Source organism: Aquabacterium sp. (genome assembly GCF_048860245.1).
Taxonomy (GTDB): Bacteria; Pseudomonadota; Gammaproteobacteria; order Burkholderiales; family Burkholderiaceae_C; genus Aquabacterium.
In genome coordinates this window covers 54,767-77,582 of the sequence record NZ_JBLIZW010000071.1, presented here as the reverse complement: position 1 = coordinate 77,582, position 22,816 = coordinate 54,767, and the positions used below count along the sequence as shown (strand labels likewise).

The 22,816-nt window shown below is 60.4% G+C and carries 25 protein-coding genes; all 25 read left to right on the top strand.

Annotation, left to right across the window (positions count from 1 at the left end):
• Window positions 1-6 precede the first annotated feature (6 nt).
• The 25 genes from ACMV18_RS08275 (at window position 7) to ACMV18_RS08155 (ending at window position 22,816) form a co-directional block, all read left to right on the top strand.
• Window positions 7-312 carry a hypothetical protein gene (locus ACMV18_RS08275; RefSeq protein WP_420817454.1) on the top strand — a complete coding sequence of 102 codons (306 nt, stop codon included), beginning with the start codon at window positions 7-9 and terminating at the stop codon, window positions 310-312.
• A 12-nt stretch (window positions 313-324) separates the two neighbouring features.
• Window positions 325-867: a DUF1833 family protein gene (locus ACMV18_RS08270; protein WP_420817453.1), complete on the top strand. Its 543-nt coding sequence runs from the start codon at window positions 325-327 to the stop codon at window positions 865-867.
• Window positions 864-1,280, top strand: a complete 417-nt coding sequence (locus ACMV18_RS08265) for an NlpC/P60 family protein (RefSeq protein ID WP_420817452.1) — start codon at window positions 864-866, stop codon at window positions 1,278-1,280. The genes ACMV18_RS08270 and ACMV18_RS08265 overlap by 4 nt, the downstream gene beginning before the upstream one ends.
• Entirely contained in the window at window positions 1,277-3,661 is a 2,385-nt protein-coding gene (locus ACMV18_RS08260; RefSeq protein ID WP_420817451.1) for a host specificity factor TipJ family phage tail protein, read from the top strand. The genes ACMV18_RS08265 and ACMV18_RS08260 overlap by 4 nt, the downstream gene beginning before the upstream one ends.
• A gap of 84 nt (window positions 3,662-3,745) precedes the next feature.
• A complete protein-coding gene (locus ACMV18_RS08255; protein WP_420817450.1) occupies window positions 3,746-4,045 on the top strand; it encodes a DUF6127 family protein in 300 nt (99 codons plus the stop codon).
• Window positions 4,042-4,290, top strand: coding sequence for a hypothetical protein (locus ACMV18_RS08250; RefSeq protein WP_420817449.1), 249 nt, complete (start codon window positions 4,042-4,044; stop codon window positions 4,288-4,290). The genes ACMV18_RS08255 and ACMV18_RS08250 overlap by 4 nt, the downstream gene beginning before the upstream one ends.
• The gene (locus tag ACMV18_RS08245; RefSeq protein ID WP_420817448.1) at window positions 4,287-4,796 is read left to right on the top strand and encodes a lysozyme; all 510 of its coding nucleotides are present in this window, start codon (window positions 4,287-4,289) and stop codon (window positions 4,794-4,796) included. The genes ACMV18_RS08250 and ACMV18_RS08245 overlap by 4 nt, the downstream gene beginning before the upstream one ends.
• Window positions 4,793-5,278 carry a hypothetical protein gene (locus ACMV18_RS08240; RefSeq protein WP_420817447.1) on the top strand — a complete coding sequence of 162 codons (486 nt, stop codon included), beginning with the start codon at window positions 4,793-4,795 and terminating at the stop codon, window positions 5,276-5,278. Before ACMV18_RS08245 ends, ACMV18_RS08240 begins: the two co-directional genes overlap by 4 nt.
• 171 nt (window positions 5,279-5,449) lie before the next feature.
• Complete coding sequence (gene rfaH / locus ACMV18_RS08235) at window positions 5,450-6,406, top strand: transcription/translation regulatory transformer protein RfaH (RefSeq protein WP_420817446.1); 957 nt, start codon at window positions 5,450-5,452, stop codon at window positions 6,404-6,406.
• Between the two features lie 118 nt (window positions 6,407-6,524).
• Window positions 6,525-8,105, top strand: coding sequence for a recombinase family protein (locus tag ACMV18_RS08230; RefSeq protein ID WP_420817445.1), 1,581 nt, complete (start codon window positions 6,525-6,527; stop codon window positions 8,103-8,105).
• Between the two features lie 77 nt (window positions 8,106-8,182).
• Window positions 8,183-9,133 (top strand): ParB/RepB/Spo0J family partition protein, encoded by a 951-nt coding sequence (locus ACMV18_RS08225; RefSeq protein ID WP_420817443.1) that lies wholly within the window; start codon window positions 8,183-8,185, stop codon window positions 9,131-9,133.
• Window positions 9,130-10,173 carry a plasmid partitioning protein RepB C-terminal domain-containing protein gene (locus ACMV18_RS08220; RefSeq protein WP_420817442.1) on the top strand — a complete coding sequence of 348 codons (1,044 nt, stop codon included), beginning with the start codon at window positions 9,130-9,132 and terminating at the stop codon, window positions 10,171-10,173. The genes ACMV18_RS08225 and ACMV18_RS08220 overlap by 4 nt, the downstream gene beginning before the upstream one ends.
• A 195-nt stretch (window positions 10,174-10,368) precedes the next feature.
• Window positions 10,369-10,737 (top strand): MarR family EPS-associated transcriptional regulator, encoded by a 369-nt coding sequence (locus ACMV18_RS08215; RefSeq protein ID WP_420817441.1) that lies wholly within the window; start codon window positions 10,369-10,371, stop codon window positions 10,735-10,737.
• An 87-nt stretch (window positions 10,738-10,824) separates the two neighbouring features.
• Complete coding sequence (gene rfbF, locus ACMV18_RS08210; protein WP_420817440.1) at window positions 10,825-11,598, top strand: glucose-1-phosphate cytidylyltransferase; 774 nt, start codon at window positions 10,825-10,827, stop codon at window positions 11,596-11,598.
• A 100-nt stretch (window positions 11,599-11,698) separates the two neighbouring features.
• The gene (gene rfbG / locus ACMV18_RS08205; protein WP_420817439.1) at window positions 11,699-12,799 is read left to right on the top strand and encodes a CDP-glucose 4,6-dehydratase; all 1,101 of its coding nucleotides are present in this window, start codon (window positions 11,699-11,701) and stop codon (window positions 12,797-12,799) included.
• Window positions 12,787-13,221 (top strand): WxcM-like domain-containing protein, encoded by a 435-nt coding sequence (locus tag ACMV18_RS08200; RefSeq protein WP_420817438.1) that lies wholly within the window; start codon window positions 12,787-12,789, stop codon window positions 13,219-13,221. Before rfbG ends, ACMV18_RS08200 begins: the two co-directional genes overlap by 13 nt.
• The gene (locus tag ACMV18_RS08195) at window positions 13,218-14,105 is read left to right on the top strand and encodes an SDR family oxidoreductase (RefSeq protein ID WP_420817437.1); all 888 of its coding nucleotides are present in this window, start codon (window positions 13,218-13,220) and stop codon (window positions 14,103-14,105) included. The genes ACMV18_RS08200 and ACMV18_RS08195 overlap by 4 nt, the downstream gene beginning before the upstream one ends.
• Entirely contained in the window at window positions 14,102-15,382 is a 1,281-nt protein-coding gene (locus ACMV18_RS08190; RefSeq protein WP_420817436.1) for a protoporphyrinogen/coproporphyrinogen oxidase, read from the top strand. Before ACMV18_RS08195 ends, ACMV18_RS08190 begins: the two co-directional genes overlap by 4 nt.
• Window positions 15,379-16,818 (top strand): O-unit flippase-like protein, encoded by a 1,440-nt coding sequence (gene wzx, locus ACMV18_RS08185; protein ID WP_420817435.1) that lies wholly within the window; start codon window positions 15,379-15,381, stop codon window positions 16,816-16,818. Before ACMV18_RS08190 ends, wzx begins: the two co-directional genes overlap by 4 nt.
• 10 nt (window positions 16,819-16,828) lie before the next feature.
• Window positions 16,829-17,902, top strand: coding sequence for a glycosyltransferase family 2 protein (locus ACMV18_RS08180; RefSeq protein WP_420817434.1), 1,074 nt, complete (start codon window positions 16,829-16,831; stop codon window positions 17,900-17,902).
• The gene (locus tag ACMV18_RS08175; protein WP_420817433.1) at window positions 17,899-18,825 is read left to right on the top strand and encodes an NAD-dependent epimerase/dehydratase family protein; all 927 of its coding nucleotides are present in this window, start codon (window positions 17,899-17,901) and stop codon (window positions 18,823-18,825) included. Before ACMV18_RS08180 ends, ACMV18_RS08175 begins: the two co-directional genes overlap by 4 nt.
• Window positions 18,822-19,784, top strand: a complete 963-nt coding sequence (locus ACMV18_RS08170) for a glycosyltransferase family 2 protein (protein ID WP_420817432.1) — start codon at window positions 18,822-18,824, stop codon at window positions 19,782-19,784. The genes ACMV18_RS08175 and ACMV18_RS08170 overlap by 4 nt, the downstream gene beginning before the upstream one ends.
• A gap of 12 nt (window positions 19,785-19,796) precedes the next feature.
• A complete protein-coding gene (locus ACMV18_RS08165; RefSeq protein ID WP_420817431.1) occupies window positions 19,797-21,116 on the top strand; it encodes a hypothetical protein in 1,320 nt (439 codons plus the stop codon).
• The gene (locus ACMV18_RS08160) at window positions 21,113-21,949 is read left to right on the top strand and encodes a hypothetical protein (RefSeq protein ID WP_420817430.1); all 837 of its coding nucleotides are present in this window, start codon (window positions 21,113-21,115) and stop codon (window positions 21,947-21,949) included. The genes ACMV18_RS08165 and ACMV18_RS08160 overlap by 4 nt, the downstream gene beginning before the upstream one ends.
• Window positions 21,950-22,099: 150 nt before the next feature.
• Window positions 22,100-22,816 carry a WecB/TagA/CpsF family glycosyltransferase gene (locus tag ACMV18_RS08155; RefSeq protein WP_420817429.1) on the top strand — a complete coding sequence of 239 codons (717 nt, stop codon included), beginning with the start codon at window positions 22,100-22,102 and terminating at the stop codon, window positions 22,814-22,816.

Below are 22,816 nucleotides of genomic sequence, written 5' to 3'. Positions count from 1 at the left end.
TTCCTCATGTACGTCAAACGCAAAGACACCGGCGAAGAACTGTTTCGTGGCCCGGCCAGCAGTGCCAAGGCCTTCTACGGCAGCGGCAAGCGCCTGCTGGACCGCATTGTCGACACCACCGACCCCGAGCACCCGGTGGAAATCCAGCCCGGTGTGGAAGTGGAACTGGAGCTCTGCTACGAAAACACCGCTCCAGAAAAGCTCCTCTACCTGGCTGACACCGACTGGTATGTGGTGCGGGAGCAGGAAACCGGCAAGCCCATGCCCGACGAGGTGCGCGCCCGACGCTCGGCTATCCGTGTCTCGCTGTGACAGGGGTAGTCCATGCCCGATCCCACCTTATCGGAGGCCATCCAGGAAGCCTACGCCCACGCCCCCAGTGACGCCATCATCCTGCACACCCTGGAGCTGCGTCACCCCGACTTCCGTGATGAGGCCGGTAATCCGACCGCCATCCGCGTGGTGCGCGACCAGGTCGACTTGACCGCCCGGCTCGAAGCCGATGCGCCACTCAACCCCGGCCAAATGGTCACCTTCATCGCCATGGGCTTTGAGTTGGACCTGCCGCCGGTGGACACCGCGCCGGTGCCCGAAATCGTGGTCACGCTCGACAACGTCAGCCGAGAAATCGTGCGCCACCTGGATGCGGCGGCCGAATCACAGGCGGTGATCGAGATCACCTACCGGCCGTATCTGTCCAACGACCTCGAAGGTCCGCAAATGGATCCGCCCATCACCCTGGTGCTCACCGAGGTGGAAGCCGACGTGCAGCGTGTCACTGCCCGTGCCCGCATGATGGACATCGGCAACAAGGCCTTCCCCAGCCGCAGCTACACGGCCCGGGAGTTTCCGGGGCTGACGCGATGAGCGTTGCAGCAGCAGAACTCACGGGCTTGATTGGACGGCCCTGGGTGGTCGGTGCCGCTGGTCCGGATGCTTTTGACTGCTGGGGTCTGTTCGTGACAGTACAGCGCCAGTGCTTTGGGCGTGAACTTCCGCAAAACCCGGTGGATGCCACCAACCTGCGCGCGGTGCTCGACGCCTTCAGCGGCCACCCCGAGCGCCAGCGCTGGCAGCCGGTGATCGCAGCAGAAGAGGGCGACGCCGTCCTCATGCGCCAGTCCCGCTACCCGGTGCACATCGGCGTCTGGCTGGACATCGATGGCGGTGGCGTGCTGCACGCCGTGCGCCATGCCGGGGTGGTGTTCCAAACCCTGGCCGCGCTCGATGCCCACGGCTGGCGCATCGAGGGCTATTACCGATTCCGTGAACCGACATGAGTTTGACCGCCTTACCCGTGGCAGCAGTACCTGCTTCCCAAGCCACCATCGTCTGGCCCCGCAACCCCTTCCACCCCGCCGACAAAGACCTCTACCCCGTTCAGCCCGGCAGCACGGTGGCCGACTGGATGCGCTCGCAGTTGATCACCGAATTCCCGCTGCCCACGGTCTGCCTGGTGAACGGCCAGCCACTGCTGCGCGGGTATTGGGCCATCCGTCCGTTGGCCGCACACGATGTGGTGGTCCTGGTCGGCCTGCCTGGTGGTGGTGGCGGTGGAGGCGGCAGCAACCCGCTGCGGGTGGTGCTCTCCATCGCCGTGATGGTGCTGGCCCCGTATGCCGCTGCCGGCCTCATGGGCTACGGCATGACGGCAGCAGGCATCGCCGCCGCGCAAGCGGCCATGGGTACCATCGGCTTTGGCCTATTGGCAGCAGGCGTCAGTGTGCTCGGTGCTTACCTGGTCAATGCCCTGGTGCCGCTGCCCAGCTCCAACGTACCCTCGGCACAAAACGCCCTGACACCCAGTCCCACCTATTCGCTGCAATCGCAGGGCAACTTTGCCCGGCTGCTGCAGCCCATTCCGGTCATCTACGGCCGCCACCTGGTCTACCCTGACCTGGGGGCTACGCCCTACACCGAGTACGTCAACAACGAGCAGTACCTGCACCAGTTGCTGGTCATCGGTCAGGGCGACTACGAGATCGAGGCTGTGCGCATCGAAGACACGCCCCTCCAGTCTTTCGAAGAAGTGCAGGCCCAAGTCATCCTGCCCGGCGGCCAGAACACGCTCTTCAACCACGACGTGGTCACCGCGCCCGAAGTGGCGGGCCAGGAGTTGCTTGCCATCGACGATCCGGCCAACACCCGGGGCGAGGCCATTGGCCCTTTCATCGTCAACCCGCCCGAGACGCTGATAGACACCCTGGGTATCGATATCCTGCTGCCCAGGGGGCTGTTCTATGCCAACGATGCCGGCGGCCAAGATGCCAAGGAAGTGCGCTGGACGGTGGAGGCCCGGGCGGTGAACGACGAGGGCGAGCCCACCACCGGCTGGCAGACGCTCATCAGCGGCACCAGCTACAGCGCCTGGAGTGGCTGGAACACCACCTGGTCCACCGCCAGTGCGGTCACCACCCAGACCTACCACTCTGACTCGGAGGGCGGTTATTACAGCACCAGCTACGGCCCGCCGCCCATGCCAGCCAACACCCTGACCGAGGAATACCAACTGGGCGACTGTGCCAGCCAGGACTACGAGTCCGGAATCTGCTACAGCTACTACATCCAGCGCCGCACCCGCAGTGCCTACAGCCAGCAAGAGGTGATCAGCGCCGCCACGCCCGACACCATCCGACGCAGCTACCGCTACCCGGTCACCCCTGGGCGCTACGAGGTCAAAGTCGTTCGGCTGGACCACAAAGACACCCGGGCTCGCGCCGGGCATGAGCTGCGCTGGGGAGAGGTGCGCGGCTACCTGGTCAACTCCAGCCTGCCTGCGGGCATCACCTTCCTGGCCGTCAAGATGCGCGCCACCGACAACCTGTCGATGCGCTCGAGCCGCCTCATCAACTGCCTGGTCACGCGCAAGCTGCCCATCTGGAACCCCAGCACCGGCTGGAGCAGCCCACAATCTACCCGGTCGATTGCCTGGGCCTTTGCCGATGCGGTACGCGCAAGCTACGGCGCCAAGCTGGCCGACAGTCGGATTGACCTTCCCGCCCTCTACCGGCTGGAACAGACCTGGAGCGCCAGGGGCGACCAGTTCGACGCCGTCTTTGACCAGAAAGTCACCGTCTGGGAAGCGCTCACTCGCATCGCCCGCTGCGGCCGGGCCGTGCCCTACCTGCAAAGCGGTGTGGTGCGCCTGGTGCGCGATGAACCCAAAACGCTGCCGGTGGCCCGATTCACCACCGCCAACATCGTCAAAGGCAGTTTCAAGCTGCAGTACGTGATGCCGGGAGAAGAAACGGCCGATGCCGTGACGGTGGAGTTCTTCAGCCCCAAGACCTGGAAGCCGGCCGAGGTGACGGTGTCACTGCCAGGCTCTCTTGAGGACAACCCTGCCACGGTGAATCTGTTCGGCTGCACCAGCCAGACCCAGGCCATGCGCGAGGGCAAATACATCGCTGCGGCCAACCGCTACCGCAGGCGGCTCATCACCTTCCGCACCGAGATGGAGGGTTTGATTCCCACGTTCGGCGACCTGATCGCCATCAGCCACGACATGCCCGCCCAGGGTATTGAGGGAAGCACAGCAGGGGAGAGCGCCGACATCCCTTGGAGCCAATTGGCCCGGGTCATGGCCATCCGCCCCCGGGGCGAGCAGGTCGAGATCGCCTGCGTGGTCGAGCACCCGATGGTGCACACCGCCGACCAGTAAGCCGCCCACCTCAACACCCAAAAACCCATCACCACCGGCCCGCCAGGGAAAACCTGCGCAGGCCATTTGCTTTGGAGACCGCCCATGACAGAAAACCACCACATCACCGAACCCGACGCCGCCATCACCCTGCGCCCCGAAGACCTGGACGACCTGCTCACCCGCGCTGCCGAACGCGGTGCCGAGCGTTGCCTGGCCCATCTCGGCCTGGAAAACGGCCATGCCGCGCGCGACATCCGTGAACTGCGCGACCTGCTCGAAGCCTGGCGCGAGGCCCGCCACACCGCCTGGCAAACCATCATCAAGGTCGCCACCACCGGGCTGCTAGCCGTCATCCTGGTCGGTGCGGCCATCAAGCTCAAGCTCATGGGAGGTACGCAATGAAGCCCCTGCCAATATCTCTGCCCACGCCCAGTCTGCTGACCAACTGGCCCCGCGTGCTGCGCCAGGCCTGGAGCATCCGCTTCTCGCTGCTGGCCGCTTGCTTCACGGCGGCCGAGGTGGTCTTGCCCTTCTTGGGCGACCTCCTGCCCCGGGGCCCGTTCGTGCTGCTGGCCTTTGCCGCCAGTCTGGGTGCCACCGTGGCGCGCCTGGTGGCCCAGCCCAAGATGCATGAGGTGGAGCCATGAACCGCCCGCGCACCGCCGCGGCTGCGCTGGGCCTGTCAGCGGCTGCACTGGTGGGCTTGGTGCTGCACGAGGGCTACAGCGACCGCGCCATCATCCCGGTCAAGGGCGATGTGCCCACCCTGGGCTTTGGCAGCACCACCCGCTCTGACGGCTCCCCGGTGCGCCTGGGCGAGACCACCACGCCACCCCAGGCCTTGGCCCGTGCGTTGCGCGATGTCCAGCAGTTCGAAGACGCCCTCAAGAGCTGCGTCACCGTGCCGCTGGCCCAGCATGAGTACGACGCCTACGTCAGCTTTGCCTACAACGTGGGCCCGCGCGCGTTCTGCCAGTCCACCCTCGTCAAAAAGCTCAACAGCCTGGACTACCCCGGCGCCTGTCAAGAGCTGCTGCGCTGGCGCTTCTTTCAGGGCAAGGATTGCGCGCTGCCCACCAATGCGCGCCTCTGCGGAGGTCTGGCCAAGCGCCGCGAAGCCGAATACCAGCAATGCCTCGGGGAGGTGCCGTGAGCGTGGTTGCGTGGCCCTACCGGCTGCTGGCCCTCGCAGTGATTGGCATCGCTCTGTTCGGCTTCGGCTGGCTCAAAGGCGCGAACCACATTCAAGCCCAGTGGGACGCTGCCACGGCTGCGCAGCAGCAGGCCAAAGCCCAACTGCAGAGCCAGCAGGCCGAAGCCTCCGTCCAGGTCGTCACCCAGTACGTCGACCGCATCCAGGTCGTCCGAGAAAAGGGCGACACCCTCATCCAGGAGGTACCCGTTTATGTCCCCGTTCAAGCCGATGCTGCTTGTACTGTCCACCGTGGCTTTGTCGGCCTGCACGACGCTGCCGCCGCCGGTGAACTGCCCGAGCCCACCCGAGATGCTGATGCGCCCGCCGAAGGACTTGCGCTCTCTGCCGTTGCCGCCACCGTCGTCACCAACTACCAAACCTGCCATGAAAACGCCGAGCAACTGAAGGCCCTGCAGGACTGGATCCGCCAGACACGCTAGCGAGCCGGCCCGTATCGCCAGCGCTGCGGCGTTGCATCACACCCCCGAAGACCCCGTCTTCATCATCTGCCAACCCAGGCAGGTGGTGGAGGCGGGGTCTTTTGTCATTTGTGGCGCGCATTTGCGCAGCGTTGACTTGGCTTTGTTCGCAAACAGCGCCTTCATCCGAGCATGCAGAACAAAGACGACCGTTCCACGCCAATACCGGCCACCACGCTCAGCGCACCCCAAGTCGCTGACCGCATGGGCCTGACCACCCGGCAACTGCAAGACCTGCGGCTGCGCGGCATTGGCCCTCCCATCGTGCAGCGTGGCTTGTCGATTCACTACCTGCCGGCCGATGTGCAGGAAATCGAGCGGCACGAGGCCGCGATGCTGATCGAGCAGATGTTGGCCAGTGCTCGGCCGTTGACCTTGCTACGGGCGATGGCGGACCATGCCGGTTTCAAGCTCTCGCCCATCCTGCAACAGGTCAACGTGCCAACCGAATCGGTGGTTCCCGATCCAATTTCGGTTTCGACACCCCCAGTCCCGACAGAAGAAGCTCCTCCAGCAACGGACTCGGTTTCCCTGGTCGCAGAGACCGAACCGGCGCCCGCTACGCCACCGGCGTTGACGGTCATCACATCCCCGACGACGGCCTGGTACCTCGTCCACACCAAACCCCGCCAAGAAGAAATCGCCCTGGCCAACCTGGAACGCCAGGGCTACGAGTGCTACCTGCCGCAGATGCGCATCGAGCGGATTCGGCGGCGCAAGGCAGAGGTCGCGACTGAGCCCATGTTCCCGCGCTACCTCTTCATCCGGCTGGACAGCAGCGACCAAGGCAAAAGTTGGTCACCGATCCGATCCACCCTGGGGGTGAGCCAGTTGGTGCATTTCGGGGCTCGGGCAGCCAAGGTGGATGACATGCTGGTCAATCTGCTGCGCCAGCGGGAGCGGGCCCTGCCGACTGAAGCCATGTTCCACAGCGGCGATTCGGTGGTCATCTCCGACGGCCCGTTTGCCGGCATCGAGGCCATCTACCAGACGGTCGAAGCCGAGCGCCGCGCCTTCATCCTGCTGGAAGTCCTCTCCAAACCCGTATCCATGCACATCGATGCCGGGCGCCTGCGCAAGGCCGGTTGAATCATCCGCGACCACCGTCGCTTTATTCGCTCTTCTTCCCTTCTTTCTGCGCCGAATGCCTTGATACGTATTGGCCTTCGAAGCAAACATGGCTCAAACGAACGAGCGCAGAAAGAACATGGCAACCACATCCGAATCCACCTCCGAACCACCGGCAACCCAAGCTTCCACAGCAGCCTTCCGCGCCGCCCAGTACGTGCGCATGTCCACCGAGCATCAGCAGTACTCCACGCACAACCAGGCCGACAAGATCCAGGAGTACGCCGACCGGCGCAACATTCAGATCGTGCGCACCTACGCCGACGAAGGCAAAAGCGGTCTGTCCATCGATGGTCGCGCGTCCCTTCAGCGTCTGATTGCCGATGTCGAATCCGGCAACACCGACTTCAACCTGATCCTGGTCTATGACGTCAGCCGATGGGGGCGATTCCAGGATGCGGATGAATCGGCCTATTACGAGTACATCTGCAAGCGCAAAGGCATCGCGGTCGCCTACGTCGCCGAGCAGTTTGAAAACGACGGCTCGCCCGTCTCGACCATCGTCAAAGGCGTCAAGCGCGCCATGGCGGGGGAGTACAGCCGGGAACTCTCAGCCAAGGTGTTTGCCGGCCAGTGCCGCTTGATCGAGATGGGCTTCCGGCAAGGCGGCCCCGCCGGCTTTGGCCTGCGCCGGGTGCTGATCGACCAGTCTGGGCAGGTCAAGGGTGAATTGAAGCGCGGCGAGCACAAGAGCCTTCAGACTGACCGGGTGATCCTGATGCCGGGGCCCGATTCAGAAGTCGCCACCGTCAACCAGATCTACCGCTGGCTGGTGGAGGGCGACCTGCCCCTGGCTGAAATCGTCAAGCGTCTGAACGACCAGCCCATCTATACCGACCAGGACCGCCCCTGGACTTACAGCACCGTGCGCCAGGTGCTGACCAACGAAAAGTACATCGGCAACAACGTCTACAACCGCCACTCCTTCAAGCTCAAGAAGAAGCATGTCGACAACCCGCCCGAGATGTGGATCCGCAAGGAAGGGGCGTTTGACGGCATCGTGCCGGTCGCCACCTTCATGGCCGCGCAGGAAATCCTGGCCGAGCGCAGCAAAAAGCTGACCGACGCCGAACTGCTCGACCACCTCAAGGCCCTGTACGCCGAATGCGGGCGCCTGTCGGGCTTCATCATCGATCAGGCCCCGGCGTTGCCCAGTGCCGCCACCTACATCCAGCGCTTTGGCAGCCTGACTCGGGCTTATGAGCTGGTGGGCTACCACTGTCCGCGCAGTACAGAGTTCCTGGAAGTCAACCGCCGCCTGCGCCAGCTGCACCCAGAAATCATCAGCCGCACCGAACTGACCATCGCCGAGCTGGGCGGCCACATCACCCGAGACCCCAAGACCGATCTGCTGACCCTCAACGACGAGCTGGTCATCAGCCTGGTGCTGGCCCGATGCCAGACGGCGGCCAACGGCCACCAGCGCTGGCGCATCCGGTTCGACCCAGCCAGGTTCGACCCCGACATCACGGTCGCTATCCGGCTGGACGCCGCCAACACGGCCGAGCTGGACTACTACCTGCTGCCACGGCTGGACCTGCCCGATCAGGAAATCCGCGTCAGCAACAAGAACAGCGCCGACTTCGAGTGCTTTCGCTTTGACGACCTGAACTTCTTCTACGGCATGTCGGAGCGGGAGCGCCTGGAGCGCCGTGTGTGATTCCCCAAAACCACCTCAGAAAGGAACCGACCGATGAAACCACTCCCGACAACCAACCAGCCTAAACGGAGGCCCACATGATGACCGGCACCCCCGACACCGTCACGCTCGTCCCCATCAACCGCATCGAGATCCTCAACTCCCGCGACCGCAACATGAAGGTCTTTGAGGAGATCGTGGACAACATCCGCGCCATCGGCCTCAAAAAACCCATCACCGTGGCCGAGCGCCCTGGCGACGACGGCGACCCACGCTACGTGCTGGTCTGCGGCGAAGGGCGATTGAACGCCTTCCGCATCCTGGGCGAGACCCACATCCCCGCCCTGGTGGTGGACGTGACCGATGAAGACGCCTTCATCATGAGCCTGGCCGAAAACATCGCCCGGCGCGGCTACCGCCCGCTGGAGATCCTGGCCGACATCGAGGTGCTGCGCAAACGCGGCTACAGCGCCGAAATCATCATCCAGAAGACGGGCCTCTCGCCCAAGTACGTCAAAGACATCGTCTTCCTGCTCGACCAGGGGGAAGAACGCCTGATCGAAGGCGTGCAGCGCGGCACCATCCCGCTCACCACCGCCCTGGAAATCGCCCGCGCCAACGAGAACGCCACCGAAGGCGACGGCCAGGCCAACCTGGGCGACCTGCTGCAAGAAGCCTACGAAAACGGCCAGCTCAAGGGCCGCCAGATCATCGAAGCCAAGCGCCTGATCGAAAAGCGCATGGAACACGGCCCGGCATCCCCCAACCGTGACCAGATCAAGCCGCCCACCTCCAGCTACAGCCTGGTGCGCACCTACCAGCGCGAGGTGGAGCGCCAGCGCAAGATGGTGCTCAAAGCCGAACACGCCCACCAGCGGCTGCTGCTGGTGGTGCAGGGCCTCAAAAAGCTCTTTGCCGATGAGCACTTTGTGAACCTGCTGCGCGCCGAAGGTCTGGACACCCTGCCCAAGTACCTGGCCGAGCGGATCAACACGCTGGGCAGCGTCAGCACACCCGACCACCCCGAACCCGAAGGAGCCACCCTGTGAACACTGCACGCCAAGCCACCACCCACGCCACCCACAGCAACCTGACCGAGATGTATCCCGGCGTCTACCGCCCTGGCAGCGCCATGGACGACCACGGTGACGACGGCCCAAATCTACCAACCGGGCCGCTGAACACCCTGCTTGGCTTCGAGCTGGAGACTTACCAGATCCCGCTGGACCAGCTGCTGCCCAGCAAAAAGGTGCCCGACGGGGTGATGAGCACCCGCAAGTACAAACAGATCGTCTCCAGCATCAACGAAGTGGGGCTGATCGAGCCGCTGTCCGTCATCCAGCCCGACCGCAAGAAACCGGAGTACCTGGTGCTGGACGGCCACCTGCGTGTGTTGGCCCTGAAGGAGCTGGGCATGAGCGTCGGCCCCTGTCTGTTCGCCAAAGACGACGAAAGTTACTCCTACAACCACCATGTCAACAGGTTGTCGACAATCGCCGAGCACTACATGATCCGCCGCGCCATTGATCGGGGCGTCAGCAAGGAACGCCTGGCCCGGGCGTTCAACGTCAACTTGAGCTCCATCAACCGGCGCATCAACCTGCTCGAAGGCATTTGCCCCGAAGCCATCACCCTGCTGCAAGACAAGCAGTTCACCCCAGATGTCACCCGCATCCTGCGCAACATGAAGGCCGCACGCCAGGTGGAAGCGGTAGAGCTGATGATCGCCAGCAACACCATCACCGTGGCGCATGCTGAGGCCCTGCTCAAGGCCACGCCGCCCGAGCAACGCACCGATGTCAAGCCTGCCGAGAAGGAGAAGAAGACCGCGCCCATCGAACAGATCGAAAAGTTGGAAAAAGAGATGAGCCAGGTGCAGGAGAAGTACCAGGAGGCTGAAAGTTCCTACGGCTCCGACCTGCTCAACCTGGTGGTGGCCAAGGGCTACCTCACCAAGCTGCTGGCCAACGAAGCCGTCAAGAGCTACATCGGCCGCCATGAACCCGAAATCCTGATCCACCTGGAGCTGGTGGTGAACACCGTCAGCATGGAAGAGGCGGTACAGCAGCAACAAGTTGCAGAGGCCTGAACTCTTCTACACCTGAAAACTATTTTTGATGACGGAGTGGACCGAACGGCTGAGCACCGGCTACAATGTTCAAGTTCTTACAGAACTTTGCTTTGCTACTCCCCGCGGCTGCGCTCCTCTGAGTGATACGGCACTGCGGTAGCCTGCCTGAAACACTTTCAAATCCACAGCGTACAGAGAACACTCGTCAATTTTATGACAAGTCGCCAAGCCAAACTACAAGAAGACACTTATTTCAGGGTGATGCGCATCCTGCAAGAAAACCCCGACCTCACCCAGCGCGAACTGGCCGAGAAACTGGGCATCAGTGTTGGCGGGCTGAATTACTGCCTGAAAGCGCTGATGGAAAAGGGCTTGGTGAAGATGAAAAACTTCGCCACTTCCAAGAATAAGTTTGGATACGTCTATGTGCTCACCCCAACCGGTATGGCAGAAAAGGCAGCAATTACCCACCGGTTTCTGGAGCGCAAGATGGAAGAGTACAACGCTCTGAAGGTGGAGATTGAAGCGCTTAAGTCCGAAGTGCGAGATGATATGACAGGAAAAAAATTGCAAAAGGGGTAGCTTCGATCCTCCCGTTATCGTTGCGCTACGGGTAGGTGCGTTTTAGTGCTCATCCGCCTAATAAATTCAGAACTGGAGTATTTTTAAATGAAAGCAGTAATCCTTGCCGGTGGTCTCGGGACCCGCTTGAGCGAAGAGACCTCGACCCGTCCTAAGCCCATGGTCGAGATCGGTGGCAAGCCGATACTTTGGCACATTCTCAAGATGTATTCCCATCACGGTGTTAATGACTTTATCATTTGCTGCGGCTACAAGGGCTATGTCATCAAGGAGTATTTCGCCAACTACTTCCTGCACATGTCCGACGTTACCTTTGACATGTGCAATAACCGAATGGAAGTCCACCATAAGCGCGCGGAACCATGGAACGTCACTCTCGTGGATACCGGCGACGACTCAATGACTGGTGGTCGCCTGTTGCGCGTGGCGGACTACGTCAAGGACGAGGAGGCCTTTTGCTTCACTTACGGTGATGGCGTCGGCGACATCGACATCAGCGCCACTATTGCATTCCACAAGGCACATGGCAAGGCCGCAACGTTAACGGCTACTTACCCGCCGGGCCGCTTCGGTGCACTTGACATCAAGCATGGTCAGGTCATGACTTTCAAGGAGAAACCCAAGGGTGACGGTGCCATGATCAACGGCGGATTTTTTGTGCTCTCGCCGTCGGTGCTGTCGGAAATCACCGGCGACTCGACGACCTGGGAACAGGAGCCACTAATCCGCCTAGCAGAGTCCGGCCAGCTAATGGCCTACGAACACACCGGCTTCTGGCAACCGATGGACACATTGCGCGACAAGATGTTGCTTGAATCCCTGTGGACATCTGGCAAGGCCCCGTGGAAACAGTGGGCCTGACCCGATACTGCGTCGCAACGCCGCCGTCTTAATTACAAACTTTCAGAAAATGCCCCGTCCATGCGGGCGAGTCGTGGCCACATTAGATAGGAAAGATTAAATGTTCGGAAATGTCTATCGTGACAAGCGGGTGTTCATCACTGGACACACGGGATTCAAAGGGTCCTGGCTGACCTCATGGCTGCTCAAGCTCGGTGCGCACGTTACTGGCTTCTCCGACTGCGTCCCCACCAATCCCTCTCTCTTTGAGGTCGGTGGCCTAAGCGAAAGGATAGATCACCAGATTGGTGACATACGTAATTTACCGCGACTGCGACAGGCGCTACTTGACGCCAGGCCAGAATTCGTTTTCCACCTAGCTGCGCAGGCTATCGTCTCGACGTCTTACGCCCAGCCGATCGACACGATTACTACGAACGTCGTCGGTACTGCCAACGTCCTCGAGGCATTGCGCGGCTTAGAGCATCCCTGCGTCGCTGTAGTGATCACGTCGGACAAGTGCTATGAGAACGTTGAATGGCCGTGGGGTTACAAGGAAACTGACCACCTCGGCGGCAAGGACATTTACAGCGGATCCAAGGGTGCTGCAGAAGTCATTTTCCATTCGTATTACCACTCATTCTTTGCGAAGGAAGGCCACCCGGTACGCATGGCGACGGGCCGGGCCGGTAACGTGATCGGCGGCGGCGACTGGGCTAAAGATCGCATCGTGGTCGACTGCATGCGGAACTGGTCTAAAGACCAGCCCGTGGAGATCCGCAGCCCGCGCGCTACGCGCCCTTGGCAACACGTGATGGAGCCGCTCAGTGGATACCTGACGCTAGGTGCCGCACTGAGCGCTTCCCCGTTCCTAGTCGGCGAATCGTTCAATTTTGGTCCGCGTTCTGAGCAGAACCGTACCGTGCTGGATCTTTTGAACGACCTCAGCGCGCACTGGCAGTTTGCACGTCCGGACGACGCCTACCGCGTTACAGCCGATATCCCTTTCCACGAAGCCGGCCTGCTGAAGCTCAATTGCGACAAAGCGCTCTTCCACCTCCGGTGGGAGCCGAACCTCGAGTACCGCGATTGCGTGAGATTCGTAAGCGAGTGGTACTACAACTTCTATAAGACCAATACGAACATGTTCGACTTTACGCTCAACCAGATCGAGCAGTACGAACATCGCGCTACCGAGCGGGGACTCGTATGGGCGCGCTGAACCGGTTGCCGGTGATTGTCACGTCGCTGCGTCGAATCGACCACCCAAAGGGAGCCGTTTATCACGCCATGAAAGCGTCGGACATTGGCTTCGCGGGTTTCGGCGAAGCCTACTTCACCACCGTTATCCCGGGCGAGACGAAGGGCTGGAAGCAGCACACGGTGATGCAGATGAACTTAGTAGTGCCCGTCGGTGAGGTGGAGTTTCATGTGCGCGCTGGCGATGACGGTGAGACGCAAAGCTATGTGCTGGGAGATTCGAACTACGCGCGGCTGACCGTGCCGCCCGGCCACTGGGTAGCATTAACTGGGCGAGGTGTCGGGCTCAACCTTGTGCTCAACGTGGCAAGCCTTCCGCACGATCCCGCTGAGGCCATCAACCTCCCGCTTGAGACCTTTCCGCTGAGGGAGGGCGACGCATGAAAGTCGCCCTCACCGGAGCTAGCGGCCTGCTTGGCTCGGCGTTTGTTGATGCACTGATAGCCGGCGGCCACGCAGTCCATGCCATCGACCGCAAGTCGATCGCTGGGCAGTCGCCTCACACGATCGCGGAGCGCTTAGACGGCGTGGATTGGTTGTTGCACGCCGCAGCCAATACCAACGTCGAACTTTGCGAAGTGGAGGTCGACGCATGCTACCGCGACAACCTCATACTATCCGAACAAGTAGCGGATGCGGCACGACTCGCGGGCGTGCCGTTAGTCTACATGTCGAGCACGGGAGTTTATGGCTGCGGCGCTATTACCCCGTTTGCCGAGTATGACGACGCCAATCCCACCACCCACCATCACCGTGCCAAGCTCCTGGGTGAAGCCGCGGTGCTTGCGCGCTCTGGCGCGAATCTGGTTATTCGCACGGGCTGGCTGTTCGGAGGCGAGCCGGAGAACCCGAAGAACTTCGTCGCGCGCCGGATCGAGGAGGCGCGCCGAGTGCGCGCCGAAGGCGGCGTTATGAAATCCAACCAGCAGCAGGTCGGTTGCCCGACTTTCACGCGCGACGTCGTCAGCCGCGTGCTAGCCCTCGTGGATTCCGGGCATACAGGTATCTTCAATTGCGTGAACACGGGCAGCGCCTCGCGCTTCGAGTATGTGAGCGAAATCGTGCGGCTCAGCGGTGAATCCGTAGTCGTCAAGCCCGCTGATGCCGGGATCTTTAACCGACGCGCGAAAGTCTCCGATAACGAAGCCGCCGTCAACTGGCGCATGACGCAGCTCGGATTCGAACCGATGCCGCGCTGGGAGCACAGCCTGGCGACCTACATAGCCAGTCTCCGCGGCATCACTCATCCCGAGGGAGGCGGCGTATGAGTGCCGATAGTGTGCAGGTTGCCATCCTGGGTGCTGGTATCGCTGGTCTAGGCGCCGCCCATCGAGCCCGCCAGATCGGGTTTCAAGACGTGGTGCTCTTCGAGGCTCGAGCTAGCGCCGGTGGCCTGCTGGACAACTTCACGATCGACGGCTTCCGCTTCGACCGCGCAGTACATTTGAGCTTCGCCAGTGAGCCTGAGGTGCGGCAGATCTTCGATCTCACGCCGTACCTGACGCACCCCGCTGACGCAAACTGCCATGAAGATGGGCGCTGGTTGAAGCACCCGGTGCAAAACAATCTTTACCCGTTGCCAGCCGAAGAGAAAGTGGCGTTGATTAAGTCTTTTTTGGCGCGACCAGCGAGGCTTGATGGCGACAACTATGAGCAATGGCTTCGCCACCAGTACGGCGACGGTATTGCCGATCGTTACCCGATTCGCTACACGCGGAAGTACTGGGCCACGTCGGCCAGAGAACTGTCCACGACGTGGATCGGCAACCGAATGCGCCGCGCTGAGCTTGACGAAATCCTCTACGGTGCGTTCACGAGCGAAACGCCGAACCACTACTACACTAAAGAAATGCGCTATCCCAAGCGCGGCGGGTTCAAGGCGTTCATCCAGCCGCTGATAGACGCATCGGATATCCGCTTCGATCACAGAGTCGAACGCATCGACACTGTGCGCCGCCTGCTGACCTTCGCTAACGGTCGCCGGGTCAGCTACGACGTCCTCGTCAGCACCCTGCCGCTGCCGCTGCTGACGACGATGTGCGCGGATGTTCCGGAGGCTGTTCGTGAGTGCTCCGGCACACTGCGGGCGACGTCGCTTGACCTGATCTCAGTCGGCTTCAATAAGCCCCTAGTCAAGGACCTCTGGTTCTACATCTATGATGAGGACCTACTTGCCAGCCGTGCATATTCGCCGTCGGTGAAGTCGCCAGACAACGCGCCGACTGGCTGCAGTTCGCTCCAGTTCGAGGTGTACTCCCGCGGCACAGACCCGAGGCACGCGTCCGAGGATCTGGTGGTGAATACTCGGCTGGCGCTGCGGCGCATGGGCATCGCCAGCGACGACGATATCCTGTTTATCGACCACCGACGGCTGCCCTACGGCAACGTTATCTTTGATCGAGGCATGGAAGCCCGTCGCGACGAGGTCTTGGCCTGGTGCGAGACCGTCGGTATCCGCTCCTGCGGTCGTTTCGGGCGATGGGACTACCTGTGGAGCAACCAGAGCTTCCTCAGCGGTTATCGTGCGTTGGATGACCTGACGTGAAACCGACCCTCCCTCCCTTCTCATCCGGTCCAAGCAGTTTCAAGCACCTAGCCTCCCAACGGAGTGATGTCGCATGGGGCTATCTGGCACAGTTCCTGAATATTGGTGCAGGTGTGCTGCTGCTGCCCGCAGTTCTGCGCTACCTGCCGACCGAAGACGTAGGGCTCTGGTTTGTGTTCATCACGCTGACCAGCCTCGCGCAACTGCTGGAATTCGGTTTCCAGCCCACCATCGCGCGCAACACAGCATATGTCTTCGCGGGTGCCCAGTCGCTGAACCAGCAAGGCCTGCCGCACGAGGTCCGGGCGGGCGCTACTGTGGCCCCATGGCTACTCGCTGACTTGGTACGTGCGTCGCGCGCGATATACCGCATCGTCGCCGCAATAGGTGGTCTGGTTTTGCTGGGGGGTGGGAGTCTCTATGTGATGTCAGTGGCGGCGCCCGAGCAGCCCCTACCTATCGTACTTGGTGCGTGGTTGCTCTATGCCGGCGGCTACGTGATCAACTTCTATTACGGTTATGTTAATGGCCTCATGCAAGGGCGAGGCGACGTGGTTGCAGCTAGCCAAGTGGTCATCGTCACCCGCGCGAGCATGCTGGTGGCCGGCGTCACGGCGTTGGTCACCGGTGCCGGGCTATTGGGTCTAGGCGCCTCAACTTTCCTCGCCTGCATACTCGGTCGCGTGGTTGCGATGCGTTTTTTCTTACGCGGCGACATCAGCCAGTCGACGGCGCGGACGGGTGACACGCGAGACACCATGAAGCTGCTCTGGCACAACGCAAGCCGGCTCGGTGTAGTGCAGATCGGCGCCTTCCTCATCCAGCGCGCGAATGTTCTTATTGCGTCGAGCTTCCTCGGAGTAGGCGCAGCCGCAAGCTTCGGCATGACTGTCACGCTTATGATGACCCTCAGCGGCGTAGCAGCGGTAATCCTGCAAGTGCGGATGCCTCGGCTCGCGGCGGCTCAGGCTGCGCGCGATATGCCCGCACTGCGCGCGCTGTATGGTGAGGTGGTTGTTGTGGCCTGGACCGCCTTCGTTGCGGGCGCCTTGGTGCTGATCTTCGGCGGGGAATGGCTACTGCACCTTATGGGCAGTAAGACTAAGCTGCTATCGCCGCCGCTACTGGCCCTGTTCGGGCTAGTCATGCTGCTAGAAATGAACCATAGCCTCGCCGCCGGCTACCTCACCACCCACAACCATGTGCCCTTCCTTCGCGCGGGCCTGTTCTCCGGCCTGCTCATCTGTGTACTGAGCGTGGCGGTGGTCCAGCAATTCGACGTGATAGGACTGATTTTGGCCCAGGGCTTAGTCCAGCTGGCATACAACAACTGGAAATGGCCCCGCGAGGCTCGCAAAGATCTAGGTGCGGGCTGGAGCGAACTGATCGTACTCGGCATGTGCAAGGCTATAGGCAAGCCGCCTGGCCGAACCTAATGACCCACCAATGACATCCCTATCCCAGATTCCGACTGCGCCGGACACAACTGACCTCGCCACGTTGACGCGGCGTGTCGACATCGATGCCTGCACCGCCGGCAATGAACACCCGAGGCTGACCATCGCTATCCCGACCTTCCGCCGCTTCGACCTACTGCAGGAAGCGTTGGCATCCGTCTTTCGGCTTCGGTTCAACTTCCCGGTGGAAGTCCTCGTCGTTGACAATGATCCGGAGAACGACGAGCTCGCCGTCGAGGCCATGAGACCCTTCGCCAGCCAGTCTATGACGTACTTCAAGAACCGCGTGAACGTCGGCATGTTCCCGAACTGGACGCGTTGCCTTGAGTTAGCCCGCGGTGATTATGTGACCATCCTCCATGATGACGACCTTCTGGAGCCCGCTTTCGCAGAGGAGATCAACCGCTGGCTGGGTCCCTGCGCCCGCCCGGGCGCGGCTATGGCTTGGCGTCACGGCGTACTAGACGAACGTGCCGAGCGCCCGGCGGCGAACGAGCAGTCTCCGCTGCATCGTCTGCAGGCGCTCCTAGAACCAATTCGGCGCGAGGTCAAGCGTAAATCAGTTGCGCAACTCTTTTTCGCCAATCCTTTTGCGGCAACGTTGGGCATCGTGCTTGATCGCTACAAGGCTCAGGCGATGGGCGGCTTCGATCCGGCTTGGTATCCCATCGCCGACTATGAATTCTGGTGCCGATGGGCGGCCGCGCACGGCCCAATACCGATCGCAAAGCGCCAAGTGGGCCTCTATCGGATGCGGCAGAACGAATCGATGCTGCCGGAGACCCGCAGGGCGTTCGTGACAAAGTCTCGCGAGTTGCGCGAGCGCCTAGTGGCCGAACGCCTTGTGCCGGCCTTTTTTGGCCGCCTGCTTGATCGGCTGGAACAGCACCAGCATGCTGCGATCGAAGATGATTGGCGCGTCGCAGGTCAGGCGCCGCTGTCGCGCTGGGCATCGGCGCGGATGATCAGCTGGCGCGGCTTGACAGCCTTGCTTGGTTGGGCATGGGCGCATCAAGCACGCAGAAATCGCGCTCACAATCGCAAGGCTTCGTTGTCGCCATGAAGATCCTGTTGCTAGGCGGGGCCGGGTTCATCGGCCTTAATTTGGCCGGTGCCCTGGTGCGTTGCGGCCACGAGGTGCACATCGCTGACCGTTCAACCGGCTTTGCGGATTACGGTCGCCCTGTCCCCAAAGTTGCTGGGCGCCACGTCATCCTGAGTAATGATATCGCTCAGTTGCAGACCACCATTGACGAGCTGGGCATCGAGTGCGTCATCGGCCTAGTCTCGAGCCTCATCCCCTCAAGTACGCTGGACGACCTCGAAACGGAAATGGCGCAGGTCATCACGCCAACGTACCGCCTGCTCGACCACCTGGCCAGACGCCGGATCAGTTTCGTCTATGTGTCTTCGGGCGGCACCGTCTACGGCCCTAGCGATAAGCTCTCCATCGCGGAGACCGAGCCCCTGCGCCCGATTAACTATTATGGCTGCTCCAAGGTACTGTTCGAACAGTACCTTGCCTTCGTCGGACGCGCGCAGCAACTGCGCCACATGATTCTTCGCCCTTCGAACCCTTTTGGCCCGTTCCAGAACCCGCACCGTAAGCAGGGCCTTGTGGCTGTGGCGGTCGACAAGGTGCTGCACGGCCAGCCAGTTGAGATCTGGGGCGACGGTTCGGTCGTTCGTGACTACCTCTGGGTTGAGGATCTCGCTGGTGCCATGGCCGATCTGCTATCGAAGGAGGAAGCTTGGGGCCGCATCTTTAATGTCGGGTCGGGTCAGGGTCATTCGATCCGAGACTTGCTGGCAATGATCGGGGCGCTGACAGGTAAGCCTGTTGAGGTCCGATATCTTGAAACCCGCGCTGTGGACGTGCCGCGCTTGGTACTAGATATATCCCGTCTGCGGGAGACTATCGACTTTCGGCCGCGCAACCTGCACGACGCGCTGGCGCTGTACCTTGACGGACTGCAACAACGATGAGGCCTAATCCCCTGCTCGCGATAGCGATCCCTACATACAACCGCAGCGACATTCTCCGGGAGAACCTCCGAGCAATGTTGCCAGAACTTCTTAAGCATCACATTTCAGTATACCTATCTGACGATAGTTCCGACGACCGCACGCGCGAGATGGCCGATGACCTCCGCACCGAGTTCCCGCTGCTGGTGTATCGCAAGAACGATCCACGCTTTGGCCACGACGCGAACTTCTTTGCCACGTTGGCCATGCCTAATACCGACTATGTCTGGTATCTGGGCGACTCTTTGTATTGCGAGCCCGGCACGTTGGGCTCTGTGCTGGCCGCACTGGCGCAAACGCGTCCTGACTTCTGTTTTATCAACGCGTACGCGCCGGAGCCGGGCTCGCGCCTCATCGAAGGCGAGGCCGTGCATCCCTTCCTGCTTGATCGGACCTGGTACCTGACGTTGTCCGGCGCGACGATCTATGGTCGCGCACCACGTGCGATGCAGATCCCCATAGACCGGCGAGCCGACTGGAAGAACTTTCCACAGCTGGGCCTAATCCTTGAGGCATGCGCCCAGGCACCCCGACGCATGCACTGGCTCGGCGCGCCGATGCTCAAGTTCAACCGGAAAAAGTCTAGCTACTGGTTGAAGTCCGCGTTCAGCGTCTTTGTTAAGGATTGGAGCAAGCTGATCCGATCATTTCCAACATTGTTCAGTCCGGCGGAACAGGATCATGTCATCCGCTCCCATGGCGTGCACACGCGCTTGTTCGGTCCGGTCAGTCTGATACAACTGCGGGCACTCGGAGCCTTGACACTTGAGGAGCTCGAGCGGTGCGGCCCAGACTTCGCGACCGCCTCGCCGATTGCGCCAGAGTGGGCGCGACTGGTGGCGCGACTGCCACAGCGCACGATTGCGATCATTTGGTCTCTTGCCTATTCGACGCATATCCTGCTGCGTCGTAACACTTGACGGAGACCGAGCATGATCCAGCGCAACCGCTCCACCGAAGTGGCTGGCCTGCTACCTCTGGTCAGCATAATGGCAGTCTTATTCTTTGTGATTCCACTGATACGCCTGCTGGTGTTCCGAACCACGGGTACCGTACTGCAGATGAGCCTGATCAGCGCGACATACCTGTTTATGGCCTTCGCGATGACCAGCTTGCGCGTCAGGAACTGGCGGACTCATAACTCCACCTTACTGCTGCTGGGCCTGCTGGTTCCGCCGGCGGTGGCTTATCTTTCATCTGTCCAGGATGCGGGGATGACCACGGTGCTGGCTTCGCTGTGGATCTATCTGGTCGGCCCAGCCATCTTGATTGCTCTGGGCGGCACACTCACGATTAATCAGATAAAACTTACGCCGCGTGAAACAGCGATACGTATTCGGCGCTGGTTGGTGCTGTCCACGATGTGCCTGCTAGCAGGCATTTCCGTCAACGCATTGGATGCTGCGCTGCTGGGCGAGCAGTTCTATGCCGTTTACGCGGACTACGGCTCAGCAGTTCCCTCTCTCATTACTGGCGTGCCTCTGCCGCGTTTGTCTGGTGCTTACTTTTCTGGTTTGGATTTGACTTTCGCCGCTATATTGCTGTTAACCCTGATCCGCGAGATAGAGGGGCGCATGCTGACGTTTACTAGCCTAGCGCTGTTCGTGGTGATTGCCCTGACATTCACGCGTAATAGCTACGTGATCCTGTTAACTTGGCTGTTAGCGCAACAGCTTACCCCGCGTCTGCTGAGCCGTGCTGGTGGTCTAGCTTTCCTTTTGATGCCGTTGGCTAGCATTCTGATAGCTTTGCTTTTGGGGGCTCAGGTTTCTACCGGAGATTTCGAAGTGAGCGCTGAGACTTCTAGCGTCCTTACGAGACTTACATCATGGACTTACATCTATGACACTTTGCTAAGTAACAGCGCGAACTTGGTGCTGGGAATAGGCATCACTCAGAACAATCTTGTGCCTGGTGAGTCAACAATTTACGCTATTGACAACTTTTTCTGGGAATTGGTGTGCTTTGGAGGTGGCGTTGCCATCCTGTCTTTCGGACTCATGTTTTGGCTAATCCGCCGCTACGCACTGCGACAGTTCCACGGGCTGGGACATATCACATTGGTGATCGCGGCGATCCTACCTGTTGCTGGCCTTTTCAACAACATGGTGGGCAGCACGCTTATGCAGGCGCTTTTTCTGTGCTGTGGGGCTCTTTGTGCCCAGTACCCTAAACCATCGTCGTGTCGTGCCACACAACGAGTTATGCGACAGGACGTTCCAAGATCGCCCCTCGCCATTTCCAAGTTATGAATCGTTCTCAAGTTGCCGTCTCGGCCCACTTAGTCTGGCTCCTTTACAATCCCGCCCGCTCCAGTAAGGGAGTCGATCTAATCAAGCAAATCGCCAGATCGACCTCTCTGGACCGAATCATCGTGGTCTGGAACGGAAAGGGGCTACCTCCCCTAGACACCACTTCACTGAAGTCCCTAGGCCGAATTGTTGAATTGTTAGAGGGTAGTAACTGCGGCCGTGAATTCGGCGGATATCAGGAGGGACTCGATCATTTGCAGCGTCAGGCAACGGGGGGGGTGTACTTCTTAAACGACACCGCGGGTGTACACAATTATTTGCCGCAATATTTTGTCCACGCAATGGTGTCTGCGGCGTTACGGTGCGGAGGTGGGAAGGGTGTATGTGTCGGCCACGTCGACCGTGCATTACAGATGCTAGAGATTAATGGCTTAACTAGTGATTTCTGGATCCGCTCCAACCTTTTCTACCTGGATTCCGTAGCGTTGGAATCACTGAAATGGAAAGTCTATTCTCCAGAAATCGATGCGCTGGTGCCAGGCGATTTGCCGGACCGGTTCTATGCCGTCACACTAAGTTCTCCGATGCAGGAACGGATCAATAGATGGATGTTCCAGCCCGGCAAGAAATCTTGGTACGGTGCTGCGACTCTAACCAGAGAAAATGTAGATTTCATGGCCGGAAAAGTCCGCTCTATTCTTCAGGAGTATTATTTCACAATGCGAGTCAGTCGCGCTAACGTACAGGTATCAAGAACCGATATGAATATGCTTCAATTGCTATGGTTCAAGTTGATCAACCGAATCGGCAGGATAACGGGCTACCTGAAGTGAATTTAGCCCATACATGCAACCAATAACAGTTTATGCGATTAAATGGAATACACACATCAAATTCTAAATAATGCACAAAGCCTGGCGGCAGTTCAAAAGATTCCGACGCAGCGCGCTGAGTCGTCCCGCTGACCTGGGTTGATCACAGTAATGAAGTTCTCCGTTATTACACTTTGTCCATCCCTGCCACCGCTTTTTTCTGGAGATGGCAAACTCCAGGCCATCTACCCAGTCAATGCTCAACTGGTTGGACTGGCCAACGAACGACCTGAATTCGCGCGCGCACTCGAGACTGGCCATTGCGTCGTCGATGGCCAGATCCTACTTTGGGCTGCCAACTTGCGCGCCCGCATCAACGGTCTTACTCGGTTTGAGAAGCTCAGTGGTAGCGACTTGGTCTATCGGATCTCGCAGGAATTGTCCCATTCCAGGCGCCGTCTGCTATTGGTTGGCGCCTCAGAGGCGGCAAATGCTGCGTCAGTTAGGATCCTGAAGGAGCGTTTTGGTCTCGACGTCCATGGCTACTCACCACCGTTTGCTCCCTACCCCATGCCGCGGGACTGGGTGGACAACCTGATGCATGTGGTGAGGGAGGTGCGCCCCGACGCTATCTTCGTTGCCTTCGGAGCGCCGAAGCAGGAACTGCTGATTGCGGACCTTATGCCCGAACTTCAAGCGACCGGCGTTGGCCTCATCATGGCTATTGGTGGCAGTCTGGATTTCCTGTCCGGAAGCGTCCGCCGTGCGCCGCGTTGGATCCAATCCGCCGGCCTCGAAGGACTATACCGTTTCATCCAGCAACCGAACCTCATGCGCCTTCGGCGCATCGCGGAGAGTCTTTCCGCGCTCCGATATTTCTGGAAGTAA